The sequence below is a fragment of the Streptomyces sp. ME02-8801-2C genome (assembly GCF_033793965.1).
Classification (GTDB): Bacteria; Actinomycetota; Actinomycetes; order Streptomycetales; family Streptomycetaceae; genus Streptomyces.
The window spans coordinates 114,384-128,878 of sequence record NZ_JARAXP010000012.1; the positions used below are offsets into that span (position 1 = coordinate 114,384).

Genomic DNA, 14,495 nt, shown 5'->3' on the forward strand with positions numbered 1-14,495 from the left:
GGGTGGACGGTCTTACGCTGCCCTCGGTTGGGTAACCCATGGGTAATGAGCGCCCCTCCAGCGGTCCGTGGTTGGATGCGAGGGAGAGGCTGTACGGGGGCAGAAGCCGGCCCACTCCACGGCACTGGCAGGCGGGAATCGTGAGGATCTTCGGCAAGGGGCGGCACCGGCCCTCCGCCTCATGGCGGCAGGCCACCGACCGGGCGTTCACGCTGATCGGCGACGGGCGGTACGAGGACGCGGGAGCGTTGCTGACACGTGCCGCCGATCTGGAACCCTGGCTGTCCGAGTCCTGGTTCAATCTGGCCCTGCTGCACAAGTTCCGGCACGACTGGGAGCAGGCCCGGGCGGCCGGTCTGCGCGCCGTCGCGCTGCTCGACCGGGAGACCGGGGCCCCCGATTGGTGGAACGTGGGCATCGCGGCCACCGCCCTCCAGGACTGGTCGCTGGCCCGGCGGGCCTGGCAGGCGTACGGGCTGCGGGTGCCCGGCGGTGCCACCGCCGCCGGTGAGCCCGCCGGGATGGAGCTGGGCAGCGCGGCCGTACGGCTGTCCCCGGAGGGCGAGGCCGAGGTCGTGTGGGGGCGGCGGCTCGACCCCGCCCGTCTCGAGGTGCTGTCGATCCCGCTGCCGTCCTCCGGGCGGCGCTGGGGCGAGGTCGTGCTGCACGACGGGGTGCCCCACGGGGAGCGGACCACCGCGGCCGGGCACTCCTACCCCGTCTTCGACGAGATCGAGCTGTGGGCGCCGTCGCCCGTGCCGACGTGGGTGGTGCTGCTGGAGGCTGCCGCCGAGGACGACCGGGACGCGTTGGAGCGGTTGGCGTCCGACGCGGGGTTCGCGGCGGAGGACTGGTCGTCGTCGGTGCGGTTGCTGTGCCGGATGTGCTCGGAGTCGCGGATGCCGTCCGATGAGGGGGACGGGGAGCATCTTGATCCCCACGATCACAGTGAGCCGGGGCATCCTGGGCCGCTGGGGCATCGGACGGATGGGCAGTTCTGGGCGCCCGAGCGGGAATGTGGCATTGCTGCCCCGGCCTCGCTTGTGAGGGGGTTGTTGGACGGGTGGGTTGCCGACAGTCCTGAGACTCGGGACTGGCGGGATCTGGAAGAGGTCTGTTAGGGATCGTTGCCGGGTGCGGGTCCGGTGGGGGCTTGTCGCGCAGTTCCCCGCGCCCCTGAGGCGCCCCCTGCGGGGCGGCCCCCAGGGCGCGCTCCCCGTACCCTGTATCAGCAACTCTCCCCGCTTGTTTGAGGAAGGCATCGTCGGTCATGGCGCAGCAGGACACCGATCAGCAGCACGTGGGCGTGCTTCCCGTGGACGACGAGGGTTTCGTCATCGACACCGAGGACGGGGAGGAGCGTGAGGCCGCCTGGCGTGAGCGGGGGACCTCCCGGCCCATCACGGTCGTCGGGAACCCGGTGCTGCACAAGGAGTGCCAGGACGTCACCGAGTTCGGCGCGGACCTGGACCAGCTGGTCGCGGACATGTTCGCCAGCCAGCGCACCGCCGAGGGCGTGGGCCTGGCCGCCAACCAGATCGGCGTCGACCTGAAGGTCTTCATCTACGACTGCCCCGACGACGAGGGTCAGCGGCACACCGGCGTCATCTGCAACCCCAAGCTCGTCGAGCTGCCCGCCGACCGGCGCCGGCTGGACGACAGCAACGAGGGCTGCCTCTCCGTGCCGACCGCGTACGCGCCGCTCGCCCGGCCCGACTACGCCGAGGTGACCGGGCAGGACGAGAAGGGCAACCCGATCAAGGTGCGCGGCACCGGCTACTTCGCGCGCTGCCTGCAGCACGAGACCGATCACCTGTACGGGTACCTGTACATCGACCGGCTCTCCAAGCGCGAGCGCAAGGACGCCCTGCGGCAGATGGCCGAGAACGAGCCCCGGTACCCCGTGGTGGCGAACGACTGAGAACCCCTGAAGGCGACCAGGCGTACGCTCAGGCGGCCTCCGGGCCCTTGAACGTACGCCGGTACGCCTGCGGGGTGGTCCCCAGCGACCGTACGAACTGATGGCGCAGGGCCGCCGCGTTGCCGAACCCGGTGCGCCAGGCGATGGCGTCCATCGTCTCGTCCGTCGCCTCCAGCAACCGCTGTGCCAGCAGCACCCGTTGCCGCAGAATCCAGCGGTAGGGCGTGGTGCCCGTCTCCTGCTGGAACCGGCGCGCGAAGGTGCGGGGCGACATATGGGCGCGCTCGGCGAGCTGCTCGACGGTCACCTCCTCGTCGAGATGGCGCTCCATCCACACCAGCACCTCCCCGACGGTGTCGCACCGCGACCGGGGCAGGGGCCGCTCGATGTACTGGGCCTGCCCGCCGTCCCGGTGCGGCGGTACGACCATCCGGCGGGCGATGGCGTTGGCGACCTCGGGCCCGTGCTCCTCCCGTACGAGGTGCAGACAGGCGTCGATCCCCGCGGCCGTACCGGCGGAGGTGATCACCGGTCCCGCGTCGACGTACAGCACGTCCGGCTCGACCCGGATCAGCGGATAGCGCCTGGCCAGCTCGTCGGCGTGCCGCCAGTGCACGGCGCACCGTCGGCCGTCCAGCAGTCCTGCGGCGGCGAGCACGAAGACCCCGGAGCAGACGCTGAGGATCCTGGCCCCGCGGTCCGCCGCCCTGCGCAGGGCGTCCAGCAGCTCCGGCGGGTACTCGCGGTCCACATAGGTCTGGCCGGCGGGTACGGCGATGAGGTCGGCGCTCTCGAGGCGCTCCAGCCCGTGTTCCGTACCCACGGAGAAGCCCGCGTGGGTGGTCAGCGTCGGGCCCTCGGCCGAGGCGACCGCGAAGTCGTACACCGGCAGGCCCTCGTCGCCGCGGTCGAGGCCGAAGACCTCGCAGACGACCCCGAGTTCGAATGGATGCACCCCGTCGAGCAGGACGACGGCCACGTTTTCGAGCATGCTGCCAGTGTGCCTCGGCATTGGCAGGAAATCGAGGGTGTGCGGCAGTCCTGCCACTGACGGTCAGGAGTGTCCGGCGCGAGACTGATGTCCATGAACACAGCAACGGACAACATCGTCGGAATCCTCGTCGTCGTCGCGATCTTCGTGGCTCTCGCCCTCCCGTCCCTGATCGGCCTGGCCCGCGACCGTCGCATCGACCAGCAGATCCGCGCGGCCGAGCGGGCTCGTCGGGAAGCCGAGCGAATCGGACCGACGGAGCTTCCCGCACGGCGTCGCCTCTACTTCACCACCACGGTGACCCACCACTCCTGAATCCCCCGGCACGAGACCCGGTCCGGCCCGGTGGCGCACAGCGGCCGCGTGGACTCCAGCCGGGTCCTGCCCGCCGACACGGCCTCGAAGGCGGCGCTCGCGTCGCCGGTTCGCAGGACGATCCCGCTGTTGGCGGCCTTCAGGCCGGAGCCGCTCGCGGTGAGCGGCTTCCAGGGCCGCTCGGAGGTTCCGTCCAGACTGATACGGACCGTGTCGCCCACCGCCAGGCACACCGTCCGGCCGCTGTCGCGGGCGCCGAGCGTCGCCGTCGGCGAACAGTCCGTGGAACCCGGCGTCGGGCTCGTCTTCGGGCTCGCGGACGCGCTCGGGCTCGCGCTCGTCGGTGAGGAGGGCGACACGCTGATGCCGCCGCCCTTGCCGCTGTCGGTCGGGTCGGCGCAGCCCGCGAGAGCGATGGCGAGGGCCAGTACCGAGAGGGCGGGAGTCGTGTGGCGGCGGATCGTGTGCCGACGGGTCGTTCGACGCATGGGGGAGCCTCCTTCCGCTGTTCGACGTGTGACCCGCGCATCCGGATCCCACACCGGAGCCCCGGCCGCGAAGGCGGCGACCGGGGCTCTGTGGCCGAGCGGTGGTCAGCTGGTCGTGACGGCGGTGTCGTCGACGACGAAGCTGGTCTGGAGCGAGGAGTCCTCGACCCCGCTGAACTTCAGGGCGACGGTCGAGCCGGCGTACGAGGAGAGGTCGAAGGACTTCTGCGCGTAGCCCGAGGCGGCGTTGAGGTTCGAGTACGTCGCCAGGGTGGTCGATCCGGCGGTGACCGTCAGCTTGTCGTAGGCGCTGCTGGTGGAGGTCTCCTTGGTGTCGATGTGCAGGTAGAAGGTGAAGGTGGCCTTGCAGCCGCTGGGCACGGTCACCGACTGGGACAGCGTGTCGGTGTGCGCGGAGCCGTAGCCGTCCAGCCAGGCGTAGTACGAGCCGGCGTGCGCCGCCTCACTGGTGGAGTTGCCGATGACGCTGGTGGAGGCGGTCCAGGTGGTGTTGCCCGACTCGAAGCCGGGGTTGCCGAGCAGCTGGGAAGAGGTGCAGGTGCTGCTGCTCGACCCGACGGTCCAGCTGAAGGAGGCCGAACCGGAGGCGCCGGTGCTGTCCTTCGCGGTCACGGTGACCTGGTACGTGCCCGCGGTGGACGCCGTACCGGAGATCAGGCCGGTCGAGCTGATCGACAGCCCGGTCGGCAGGCCGGTCGCGGTGTAGGTGAGGGCCGCCCCCGCGCTGTCGGTCGCGACGATCTGCAGGCTGACCGCACTGCCGGTCGTGGTGGACCGGCTGCCCGGGTTGGTGACGGTCACGGCGTTGCCCGTGCTGGTGGTGCCCGAGGTGAAGGCGGTGGTGCCGTTGGGGGTGCCCCAGCCGGTCGGACCGTCGTAGCCGGTGGTCGCGGTGCAGAAGTACGAGGTCGAGCACGAGCCGTTGTTGCCGCTGGTGACGTCGTACAGGTTGCTCGTGTGGCTGTAGGGGTACTTCGCCGGGTAGTCGCTGGAACCCGGGGTGCCCGCCAGCGCGTACACGCCCGCGATGATCGGTGCCGAGGCGCTCGTACCGCCGTAGACGGCCCAGCCGGAACCGCCGTAGGTGTCGTAGACCGCTACGCCGGTGGCCGGGTCGGCGACCGCGGAGACGTCGGCCTCCATGCGCTTGGAGCAGCCCGTGTCGGTCTGCCAGGCCGGCTTCGGGTCGTACGCCGAGCAGCCGGAGCCGGTGCCCTCGGTGCTGCTGGTCTTCCACACGGACTCGGTCCAGCCGCGGGAGTTGGAGGACGTGGAGAGGGCGGTGCCGCCGACCGCGGTCACGTACTGGGAGGTCGCCGGGTACTCGGCGCCGTAGGCGCTGTCACCGGCGCTGACCGTGATCGCGACACCGGGGTGCTTGAAGTACGAGGTGTCCTCGCTCGTCTGGGAGGAGGCCTCGTCGCCGCCCCAGCTGTTGGACACGAACTTCGCGCCGAGCGTCACGGCCTCGTTCTCGGCGATGCCGAGGTCGGTGTCGTTGGCGGAGTTGGCCTCGACGAGGATGATGTTGCAGTTGGGGCAGACGGCGCTGACCATGTCGAGGTCGAGCGCCTCCTCGCCTGCCCAACCGGTGTCGTTGGTCGGCAGCGAGGTCGTCGAGCCGGTCTGACTCACCTGCTTGAAGCAGCCGTTGGCCTTGGTGCAGGCGGACAGGCCGAACTGCGACCGGTAAGTGCCGAGATCCGCCTCGGCGTTGGGGTCGTTGTACGCGTCGACGACGGCAACTGTCAGGCCTGACCCTCCCGTTGAGGGGAGGTTGTAGGCGCTGTGCAGGTTGGCCGGGCTGAGCCCGGAGGGCGCGGCGGCAGCGGCCGCGCCGGCCAGTCGCTGCTTGATGTCGGTCCGGCGCTGGGCGAAACAGGAGACCTGGCCGGGCTCGGCGGTGGCGCACAGATGCGTGGTCGGCACCTTCTGGCCGGCCTTGCCGGTCGAGTGGAACGTCTGCCGGTCCGGGGAGGTGAGGGCCCTGGAGTTCTGGCTGATGTGGGAGGTGGGCGCGACCGCGCGCGCTGTGGGCGCCGCGTGCGCCGGCGCCGCGACGAGTCCGGCGAGGCTGAGGGCGAGGGCGGGAGTGGCGACGACCAGGAGTCTTCGCAGGCTCCGCCTGGGCTTGTCGGTGCGTGTTTTACGCATGGGGGTTACTGCCTCCGTCGTTGGAGTGGGGTTCTCGACGCTGGTGGCAGGCCTGTGACGCGCGTAGCGGCGGCAGAGCGCAGTCGTCAGGGGCATGACACATTGAGCGGTCCGTGATGCCGGTGCGTACGCATGACCGGATGGCCAGAAAGTAGCCCGGACCGACGAGACCGGAACAGATGCGCCGGAAGAACTTTGCCGCTCCATAGGAGGTCCATGGACGGCCGATGGACGGTCCATGGACGAGGCCGAACCGATGGTGCCGGGCCGCTTGTCCGGCCCGGCACCATCAGTGGCGCATCGTCAGAAGTCCTCGTCGAGGTCGACCGTGCCCTCCACGGCCACCTGGTACGCCGACGGGCGGCGCTCGAAGAAGTTGGTCAGTTCCTGCACGCCCTGCAACTCCATGAAGGAGAAGGGGTTTTCGGACCCGTAGACCGGAGCCAGCCCGAGGCGCACCAGACGCTCGTCGGCGACACACTCCAGGTACTGGCGCATCGACTCGGTGTTCATCCCCGGCAGTCCGTCCCCGCACAGGTCGCGGCCGAACTGGAGCTCGGCCTCCACCGCCTCCCGCATCATGGCGGTCACCTGCTGCTGGAGCTGCTCGTCGAACAGCTCCGGCTCCTCCTTGCGGACGGTGTCGACCACCTCGAAGGCGAAGCTCATGTGCATCGTCTCGTCCCGGAACACCCAGTTGGTGCCGGTCGCGAGGCCGTGCAGCAGACCCCGGCTGCGGAACCAGTAGACGTACGCGAAGGCTCCGTAGAAGAACAGGCCCTCGATGCACGCGGCGAAGCAGATGAGGTTGAGCAGGAAGCGGCGGCGGTCCGCCTGGGTCTCCAGCCGCTCCAGCTTCTCGACCTCGTTGATCCACTTGAAGCAGAACTCGGCCTTCTCGCGGATCGACGGGATGTTCTCCACCGCGTCGAAGGCCGCCGCCCGGTCGTCCGGATCGGGGAGGTAGGTGTCCAGCAGGGTCAGATAGAACTGGACGTGCACGGCCTCCTCGAACAGCTGGCGGCTCAGATACAGCCGCGCCTCGGGGGAGTTGATGTGCTTGTAGAGCGTCAGCACCAGGTTGTTGGCCACGATCGAGTCGCCCGTCGCGAAGAACGCGACCAGCCGCCCGATCATGTGCTGCTCACCCTCGGACAGCTTCGCCAGGTCGGCGACGTCCGAGTGGAGGTCGACCTCCTCGACGGTCCAGGTGTTCTTGATGGCGTCCCGGTAGCGCTCGTAGAAGTCCGGGTAGCGCATGGGGCGCAGGGTCAGCTCGAAGCCCGGGTCGAGAAGGTTCTTCCCGGTTTTCTCGGGTGACGTCTTCTCAGGTGCGGTCTTCTCGGGTGCGGTGGTCATTACTGGCAGGCCTCGCAGGACTCGGGGTTCTCAAGGGAGCAGGCGACGGCGTCGGGGTCGGCGGCCTGCTGGACGGGGACGGTGGCCTGCGCGGCGCGGGCGATGCGGGTCGCCGGGCGCGAGCGCAGGTAGTACGTCGTCTTCAGGCCCGACTTCCAGGCGTACGCGTACATCGAGGAGAGCTTGCCGATGGTCGGCGTCTCCAGGAACAGGTTCAGCGACTGCGCCTGGTCCAGGAACGGGGTCCGGGCGGCGGCCATGTCGATGAGCCCGCGCTGCGGGATCTCCCACGCCGTGCGGTACAGGGCGCGTACGTCGGCCGGGATCCAGGCGAAGTCCTGCACCGAGCCGTTCGACTCGCGCAGCGCCTCCCGGGTGCGGGCGTCCCACACGCCGAGTTCCTTCAGCTCCCGGACCAGATATGAGTTGACCTGGAGGAACTCGCCGGAGAGCGTCTCGCGCTTGAACAGGTTGGACACCTGCGGCTCGATGCACTCGTACACACCGGCGATCGAGGCGATGGTGGCGGTGGGAGCGATCGCGAGGAGGAGCGAGTTGCGCATGCCGACCCGGGCGATACGTTCCCGCAGCGCCGACCAGCGCTCGGGCCAGGTCAGTTCCACGTCGTAGTGGTCGGGGTGCAGGACGCCCCGGGCGGTACGGGTCTTCTCCCAGGCCGGCAGGGGGCCGCTGCGCTCGGCGAGGTCGGCGGAGGCCTCGTACGCGGCGAGCATCACGCGCTCGGCGATGCGCGTGGACAGGGCCTTGGCCTCGGGCGAGTCGAAGGGGACACGCAGCTTGAAGAAGACGTCCTGGAGGCCCATCGCGCCCAGGCCGACCGGGCGCCAGCGGGAGTTGGAGCGGCCCGCCTGCTCGGTCGGGTAGAAGTTGATGTCGACGACCCGGTCGAGGAAGGTGACGGCGGTACGGACCGTCTCGTCCAGCCGCTCCCAGTCGATGTCCCCGGCAGCCGTGTCGACGAACGCGCCCAGGTTCACCGAGCCCAGGTTGCAGACCGCCGTCTCCCCGTCGTCCGTGACCTCCAGGATCTCGGTGCACAGGTTCGAGGAGTGGACGACACTGCCCGGCTCGGCCGTCTGGTTGGCGGTGCGGTTGGCCGCGTCCTTGAAGGTCATCCAGCCGTTGCCGGTCTGCGCGAGCGTACGCATCATGCGGCCGTACAGGTCGCGCGCCGGAATGGTCCTGCGGGCGAGCCCGGCCTCCTCGGCCTTCCGGTAGGCGGCGTCGAACTCCGCGCCCCACAGGTCGACCAGCTCGGGCACGTCGGAGGGGGAGAAGAGCGACCAGAGCGCGTCCGCGTTCACCCGGCGCATGAACTCGTCCGGGATCCAGTGCGCGAGGTTCAGGTTGTGCGTACGGCGGGCGTCCTCACCCGTGTTGTCGCGCAGCTCCAGGAACTCCTCGATGTCGGAGTGCCAGGTCTCCAGGTAGACGGCGGCGGCACCCTTGCGCCGGCCGCCCTGGTTCACGGCGGCGACGGACGCGTCCAGCGTCTTCAGAAACGGCACGATGCCGTTGGAGTGCCCGTTGGTGCCGCGGATCAGCGAACCGCGGCTGCGGATACGGGAGTACGACAGTCCGATGCCGCCGGCGTGCTTGGAGAGGCGGGCGACCTGGTGGTAGCGGTCGTAGATGGAGTCCAGCTCGTCGACGGGGGAGTCGAGGAGATAGCAGGACGACATCTGGGGGTGCCGGGTACCGGAGTTGAAGAGGGTGGGGGAGGAGGGGAGGTAGTCGAGGCGGCTCATCAGCCGGTAGAGCGCGGCGACTTCGTCGAGGGCGCGCTGACTGTCGTCCTCCGCCAGACCGCTCGCCACCCGCAGCATGAAGTGCTGGGGCGTCTCGATGACCCGGCGCGTGATCGGGTGGCGCAGGAGGTAGCGGCTGTGCAGGGTCCGCAGCCCGAAGTACCCGAAGCGGTCGTCGCCCTCGACGTCGATCAGGGCGTTCAGCCGGTCCGTGTGCAGCCGTACGAACTCGGCGGTGCGGTCGGCGATCAGGCCCTCCCGGTGTCCGACCTCGACCGACTCGGAGAAGGAGGTGACGCCCTGTGAGGCGGCTTCGGCGGCGATGGTGACGGTCAGCAGCCTGGCGGCCAGCCGGGAGTAGGCGGGGTCCTCGGAGATGAGGCCGGCCGCCGCTTCGGTGGCCAGCTCGCGCAGCTCCGACGCGTCGGCCCGCGCGGACCGGCCGCGCAACGCGGCCGCCGCGACCCGGCCGGGGTCGGTGTCGGGGAGGTCGGCGGTCAGCTCGGTCAGGGTCCGCAGCAGGGCGGCACCGGGACCGTCCGTCTCGACCGCGTCCACTGGGTTCGCTGAAGCCGGTTCGGCTGGCGCGATGGTCACAGGGGGGCTCTCCCTCGCTCGGCACGGGGCCTTGCGGAGGGCAGCGGGGCACACGGACGCCTTACGGGTACGCGCGCGTCCACCGGCCCACTCCACGAGGCCCGGACGTCAGGCACCCGGACCGGTCGGCCGGGCGCGCTGTCGGCAGGTCCTCGGACTGACCACGCGCACAAACATGCACGAGTACACCGTTGCGGGACAGTTCCGGATTCACACCGGATTCCCCTGCGACGACAGCGAGCACGAGCATACATCTTGTGCCGCCCCCAGGAAGCACCCCCACATCTTGTGTCATGGCGGGAGTTGAGCGCCCCTAAGGGGCGCGGGGAACTGCGCGACAAGCCCCCCACCGGGCCCGCGGACAAAAACCACGGACCCGGCGGAGCCGTCAGTGAACCGAGCCAGCCGTGGCCGGCGGCAGTTCGACTTCCACGCCCACATCCCCCGCATCCGCCGTGTAGTCCGACGGCTTCGTCTCGTCCACCCCGTCCGGCGCCTTCAGCGCCTTCAGCACGAAGGTGAGGACCACCGTGACGACGACGTTCAGGACGAACGCCGTCAGACCGATGTAACCGATCTCACCGATCCCCGGAATCTCCTTCGAACTGCCCCCGAAGTGCTTCTGCGTCGGAGACGCGACCCCGTACGCCGCCAGCGTGCCGTACAGCATGCCGACCGCCCACCCGGCCAGCAGCGCCCAGCGGTGGAACCAGCGGGTGAACAGGCCGCCGACCAGGGCCGGGAAGGTCTGCAGGATCCAGATGCCGCCCAGGAGCTGGAAGTTGATGGCGACCGTCTTGTCCATGGTGAGGACGAAGACCAGCGCGCCCACCTTCACCAGGAGCGAGACCAGCTTGGAGACCTTCGTCTCCTGCGCCGGTGTCGCGTCGGGCTTGAGGAAGTCCTTGTAGATGTTGCGCGTGAAGAGGTTCGCGGCAGCGATGGACATGATGGCCGCCGGGACGAGCGCCCCGATGCCGATCGCCGCGAAGGCCACGCCCGCGAACCAGGACGGGAACATGTTCTCGAAGAGCTGCGGGATCGCCAACTGGCCGTTGGTGACCTTGACTCCGGCCGCGATGGCCATGAAGCCCAGCAGGCCGAGCAGGCCCAGCATCAGCGAGTACAGGGGCAGGATCGTGGAGTTGCGGCGGATCACGTCACGGCTGCGGCTGGAGAGGACCGCCGTCACGCTGTGCGGGTACATGAACAGCGCGAGCGCCGAGCCCAGTGCCAGCGTGGCGTAGGTCCACTGCGAGGCCTCGCCGGGAGCGATTGCCCCGCGCGGTTTGCCGGTCGCCGGGCTGGTCTGGGAGAAGGCGTCGCCCGCCGCCTTGAAGATGTCGTCGAAGCCGCCCAGCTTGATCGGGATGTAGATGATCGCGACCGCGATGACAATGTAGATCAGCCCGTCCTTCACGAACGCGATCAGTGCGGGGGCCCGCAGACCGGACGAGTACGTGTACGCGGCCAGCACACCGAAGGCGATCAGCAGCGGGAGGTCCTTGACGAACCAGTTGGTGTCCGCGCCGCCGCCGACACCCATCACGTCCAGCACGGCCTGGATGCCGACCAGTTGAAGGGCGATGTACGGCATCGTCGCCAGGATGCCGGTGACGGCGACCGCCAGCGACAGCCCCTTCGAGCCGAACCGGCCACGTACGAAGTCCGAGGTGGTGACGTACCCGTGCCGGTGCGAGACCGACCAAAGCCGGGGCAGGAACACGAACATCAGCGGGTAGATGAGGATCGTGTAGGGCACCGCGAAGAACCCGGCCGCGCCCGCCGCGTAGATCGCCGCCGGTACGGCCACGAAGGTGTACGCCGTGTAGAGGTCGCCGCCGAGCAGGAACCAGGTGACCCAGGTGCCGAACGACCGTCCGCCCAGGCCCCATTCGTCGAGGCTGTGCTCGTTCTCGGCCTTGCGCCAGCGCGAGGCCATGAAGCCGATGACCGTGACGGCCAGGAAGAAGATGATGAAGACGGCGAGTGCCACGCCGTTCACGCCGTCCTTCACGCGTCCGCACCACCCTTCGAGGCGGCACGGGCGCGCTGGTCACGCTGCCAGAGCTGGTAGGCCGTCATCGTCAGCACGGTGGATATGACCACCCACAGCATCTGGTACCAGTAGAAGAACGGTATGCCTATGAAGGTCGGGTCGACCTTCGCGTACGAGCCCACCCACAGCATCGAGACGAACGGTGCGAATAGGCAGAGCCCGATGACGACGCGCATCGGAGTCACCACCGGTTGTTCCGCCACCGGTTGTCTCACTTCAGGCGCTTCTGACATGTCACGGCCTCCGTCCCCTCACCGACTACCGATTACCTGTGATCACTAGTGCAACGCGCAGGAAATCTACGGGACGGCCCCGCTTTATGGAACAGCCCTAGTCCAGGGGCCGCTTGAGCCGCGCCACGAACTTGTACCGGTCCCCCCGGTAGACGGACCGCACCCACTCCACCGGCTGCCCGTCCTGGTCCAGCGAGTGCCGGGACAGCATCAGCATCGGCAGACCCACGTCGGTGCTGAGCAGACCGGCCTCGCGCGGGGTGGCCAGGGAGGTCTCGATGGTCTCCTCGGCCTCCGCGAGGTGGACGTCGTACACCTCGGCGAGGGCCGTGTAGAGGGAGGTGTACTTCACGAGTGACCTGCGCAGGGCCGGGAAGCGCTTCGCGGAGAGATGGGTGGTCTCGATGGCCATCGGCTCGCCGTTCGCCATCCGCAGCCGCTCGATCCGCAGGACGCGGCCGCCCGCCGTGATGTCGAGCAGCTCGGCGAGGGTGTCGTCGGCGGTGATGTAACCGATGTCGAGGAGCTGCGAGGTGGGTTCGAGGCCCTGGGCGCGCATGTCCTCGGTGTACGAGGTGAGTTGCAGTGCCTGGGAGACCTTCGGCTTGGCGACGAAGGTGCCCTTGCCCTGGATGCGTTCGAGCCGGCCTTCGACGACCAGTTCCTGGAGGGCCTGACGGACGGTCGTGCGGGAGGTGTCGAACTCCGCGGCCAGTGTGCGCTCGGGCGGGACGGGAGTGCCGGGTGCCTGGGTCTCCGTCATATCGAGCAGATGCTTTTTCAGACGGTAGTACTTGGGCACGCGCGCGGTACGGACGGTAGCCCCACCCTCGTTCTCCGCACTGCTCACGTCGGTGCTCATGCTCCGCCTTCCCGGCTTCTGGTGCCGTTACGCCGGCGCCCCGCCGGTCGAAGTTCACATCGTGGCACGGTCGGCGCCGCGATTGACCTCCGAATGGTCCGGGCGGACCCCCGCGCGCTCCGTGATCCCCTCTGTATACCTTCACGCCCCCTGCTGGTCTAGTCCACCGCGGGGAAAGCCGCGCCAAAGACGGCATGCCGACGCTCTGCCGGAGTGGTCTACCTCGTTCCGGATGGATGGGCGGGGTATTTCCGCCACTTTCTTACTTAAAGGTTCCTGCATATGTAGGTCGCATAACGGCTGGTCAAAGCCATTCCAGCACCCTTGACACGCCGTTTGGTCTGAGCCAAGCTCCGCCTACTGGTCTACACCATTGGTCCAGGTCCCTGAGGAGGGTGGCGTGAAGCGCAAGCTGATAGTCGCGATCGGTATCGCGGGCATGATGGTCTCCATCGCGGCATGCGGGGACAGTGACGGCGGCGGCTCGGACAAGTCCGGGGCCGACGCCAAGGAACTGACCGTCTGGTTGACCGTGGACGCGCAGAACAACTGGCCCGAGCTGGTGAAGGCCGCCGACGCCACGCTGACGAAGGCGCACCCCGGCGTCAAGATCAACCACGAGTACTACGGCTGGCCCGACAAGAACGCCAAGCTCGACGCCGTCCTGGCCACCGACAAGGCCCCCGACGTGGTCGAGATGGGCAACACCGAGATGCTCGGCTACATGGTCAAGGGCGCCTTCGCCCCCGTCGACCCCGCGAAGTTCGAGAACTCGTCCGCCTGGCTCGACGGCCTCAAGGCCTCCGTCACCTACGACGGCAAGACGTACGGCGTCCCGTACTACGCCGGTGGCCGTGTCGCCAACTGGCGCAAGGACGTTGCCGCTTCGGTCGGCGTCAAGTCGGTGCCGAAGACATACGCCGAACTCACCTCCGCCCTGGACAAGATCCAGAAGAAGGAGGGGAACAAGTACAACGCCTGGTACCAGCCCACCCGCGACTGGTACGCCGCCATGTCCTTCGTGTACGACGCCGGCGGCTCGATCGCCGAGGAGTCCGGCGGCCAGTGGAAGGCGAGCCTCTCCTCCCCGGAGTCCGTCAAGGGCCTCACCGAGTTCAAGAACGTCGTCGACAAGTACATGCACGGCGACAAGACCAAGGACGAGTCCGACCGTTACATCGTCTACGGCCAGGGCAAGACCAGCATGATCTTCGGCGCCGCCTGGGAGGGCGCGACCGCCGAGACGCCGGAGAACGACAAGACCGGCAAGCTCAAGGGCAACCTGGAGAACTTCGTGATGCCCGGCCCCTCCGGCAAGAACATGCCGGTGTTCCTGGGCGGTTCGGACCTCGCCGTCCCGGTGAAGTCGAAGGCGCAGAGCCTCGCCGCCGAGTGGATCAACGCCTACACCGGAGCGAGCGGCCAGAAGGGCCTGATGGCCAAGGGCAACCTGCCCAACAACAAGACCGACCTCGCCACCCTGAAGAACGACCCGGCGACCGCGGTCCCGGCCACGGCGGCCGAGTCCAACTGGTTCGTGCCGATGGCGCCGGGCTGGGGCCAGGTCGAGAAGGCCCAGATCCTGCAGACGATGCTCCAGAACATCGGCACCGGCAAGGAGACGGTCGAGGCCGCCGCGAAGGAAGCGGACGCCGCGATCGACAAGGTCATCAACGTCACGCAGTGAGCCGAGGCGGGGCCCTGTCACGGGGAGGGCCCCGCTCGC

The 14,495-nt window shown here is 68.9% G+C and carries 12 protein-coding genes and 1 riboswitch; of the genes, 4 read left to right on the forward strand and 8 right to left on the reverse strand.

Translation table 11 applies throughout. From position 1 onward, the window contains the following. Positions 1–140: 140 nt before the first annotated feature. Together PV396_RS32750 and def are read left to right on the forward strand one after the other, a co-directional pair. Entirely contained in the window at positions 141–1,121 is a 981-nt protein-coding gene (locus PV396_RS32750; RefSeq protein ID WP_319210836.1) for a tetratricopeptide repeat protein, read from the forward strand. A gap of 149 nt (positions 1,122–1,270) precedes the next feature. Next, the gene (gene def, locus PV396_RS32755; protein WP_319210837.1) at positions 1,271–1,921 is read left to right on the forward strand and encodes a peptide deformylase; all 651 of its coding nucleotides are present in this window, start codon (positions 1,271–1,273) and stop codon (positions 1,919–1,921) included. A 28-nt stretch (positions 1,922–1,949) separates the two neighbouring features. On the opposite strand, the gene PV396_RS32760 is transcribed toward def, so the two are convergent. Further along, positions 1,950–2,912 (reverse strand): GlxA family transcriptional regulator, encoded by a 963-nt coding sequence (locus tag PV396_RS32760; protein ID WP_319210839.1) that lies wholly within the window; start codon positions 2,910–2,912, stop codon positions 1,950–1,952. A gap of 93 nt (positions 2,913–3,005) precedes the next feature. Here PV396_RS32760 and PV396_RS32765 point away from each other — a divergent pair, with 93 nt between their 5' ends. After that, positions 3,006–3,227: a hypothetical protein gene (locus tag PV396_RS32765; protein ID WP_319210841.1), complete on the forward strand. Its 222-nt coding sequence runs from the start codon at positions 3,006–3,008 to the stop codon at positions 3,225–3,227. Here PV396_RS32765 and PV396_RS32770 read toward each other — a convergent pair. The 7 genes from PV396_RS32770 to PV396_RS32800 all read right to left on the reverse strand — a co-directional run bounded on the left by PV396_RS32770 (position 3,194) and on the right by PV396_RS32800 (position 12,769). Next, positions 3,194–3,715: a hypothetical protein gene (locus PV396_RS32770; protein WP_319210843.1), complete on the reverse strand. Its 522-nt coding sequence runs from the start codon at positions 3,713–3,715 to the stop codon at positions 3,194–3,196. The two genes, PV396_RS32765 and PV396_RS32770, sit on opposite strands and share 34 nt — an antisense overlap. Before the next feature lie 105 nt (positions 3,716–3,820). Continuing rightward, on the reverse strand, positions 3,821–5,890 hold the full coding sequence (locus tag PV396_RS32775; RefSeq protein ID WP_319210844.1) for a putative Ig domain-containing protein: 2,070 nt from the start codon (positions 5,888–5,890) through the stop codon (positions 3,821–3,823). 303 nt (positions 5,891–6,193) lie between these two features. Continuing rightward, positions 6,194–7,249 carry a ribonucleotide-diphosphate reductase subunit beta gene (locus PV396_RS32780; RefSeq protein WP_319210846.1) on the reverse strand — a complete coding sequence of 352 codons (1,056 nt, stop codon included), beginning with the start codon at positions 7,247–7,249 and terminating at the stop codon, positions 6,194–6,196. Then, the gene (locus tag PV396_RS32785; protein ID WP_319210848.1) at positions 7,249–9,615 is read right to left on the reverse strand and encodes a ribonucleoside-diphosphate reductase subunit alpha; all 2,367 of its coding nucleotides are present in this window, start codon (positions 9,613–9,615) and stop codon (positions 7,249–7,251) included. The genes PV396_RS32780 and PV396_RS32785 overlap by 1 nt, the downstream gene beginning before the upstream one ends. Before the next feature lie 125 nt (positions 9,616–9,740). Continuing rightward, positions 9,741–9,895, reverse strand: a riboswitch (cobalamin riboswitch). Positions 9,896–10,003: 108 nt separating this feature from the next. Next, positions 10,004–11,632, reverse strand: coding sequence for a monocarboxylate uptake permease MctP (gene mctP, locus PV396_RS32790; protein ID WP_319210849.1), 1,629 nt, complete (start codon positions 11,630–11,632; stop codon positions 10,004–10,006). Then, the gene (locus PV396_RS32795; protein ID WP_319210851.1) at positions 11,629–11,907 is read right to left on the reverse strand and encodes a DUF3311 domain-containing protein; all 279 of its coding nucleotides are present in this window, start codon (positions 11,905–11,907) and stop codon (positions 11,629–11,631) included. Before PV396_RS32795 ends, mctP begins: the two co-directional genes overlap by 4 nt. A gap of 97 nt (positions 11,908–12,004) precedes the next feature. Beyond that, positions 12,005–12,769, reverse strand: coding sequence for a GntR family transcriptional regulator (locus PV396_RS32800; RefSeq protein ID WP_319210853.1), 765 nt, complete (start codon positions 12,767–12,769; stop codon positions 12,005–12,007). A 400-nt stretch (positions 12,770–13,169) separates the two neighbouring features. On the opposite strand from PV396_RS32800, the gene PV396_RS32805 reads away from it, so the two are divergent. After that, positions 13,170–14,456: an extracellular solute-binding protein gene (locus tag PV396_RS32805; RefSeq protein WP_319210854.1), complete on the forward strand. Its 1,287-nt coding sequence runs from the start codon at positions 13,170–13,172 to the stop codon at positions 14,454–14,456. The last annotated feature ends 39 nt before the right edge of the window (positions 14,457–14,495 follow it).

Bases quoted from the DNA above. Each gene is read 5' to 3' on its own strand.
- def (WP_319210837.1), top strand. From the start codon at position 1,271: ATGGCGCAGCAGGACACCGATCAGCAGCACGTGGGCGTGCTTCCCGTG.
- PV396_RS32760 (WP_319210839.1), bottom strand. From the start codon at position 2,912: ATGCTCGAAAACGTGGCCGTCGTCCTGCTCGACGGGGTGCATCCATTC.
- PV396_RS32765 (WP_319210841.1), top strand. From the start codon at position 3,006: ATGAACACAGCAACGGACAACATCGTCGGAATCCTCGTCGTCGTCGCG.
- PV396_RS32770 (WP_319210843.1), bottom strand. From the start codon at position 3,715: ATGCGTCGAACGACCCGTCGGCACACGATCCGCCGCCACACGACTCCC.
- PV396_RS32775 (WP_319210844.1), bottom strand. From the start codon at position 5,890: ATGCGTAAAACACGCACCGACAAGCCCAGGCGGAGCCTGCGAAGACTC.
- PV396_RS32780 (WP_319210846.1), bottom strand. From the start codon at position 7,249: ATGACCACCGCACCCGAGAAGACCGCACCTGAGAAGACGTCACCCGAG.
- PV396_RS32795 (WP_319210851.1), bottom strand. From the start codon at position 11,907: ATGTCAGAAGCGCCTGAAGTGAGACAACCGGTGGCGGAACAACCGGTG.
- PV396_RS32800 (WP_319210853.1), bottom strand. From the start codon at position 12,769: ATGAGCACCGACGTGAGCAGTGCGGAGAACGAGGGTGGGGCTACCGTC.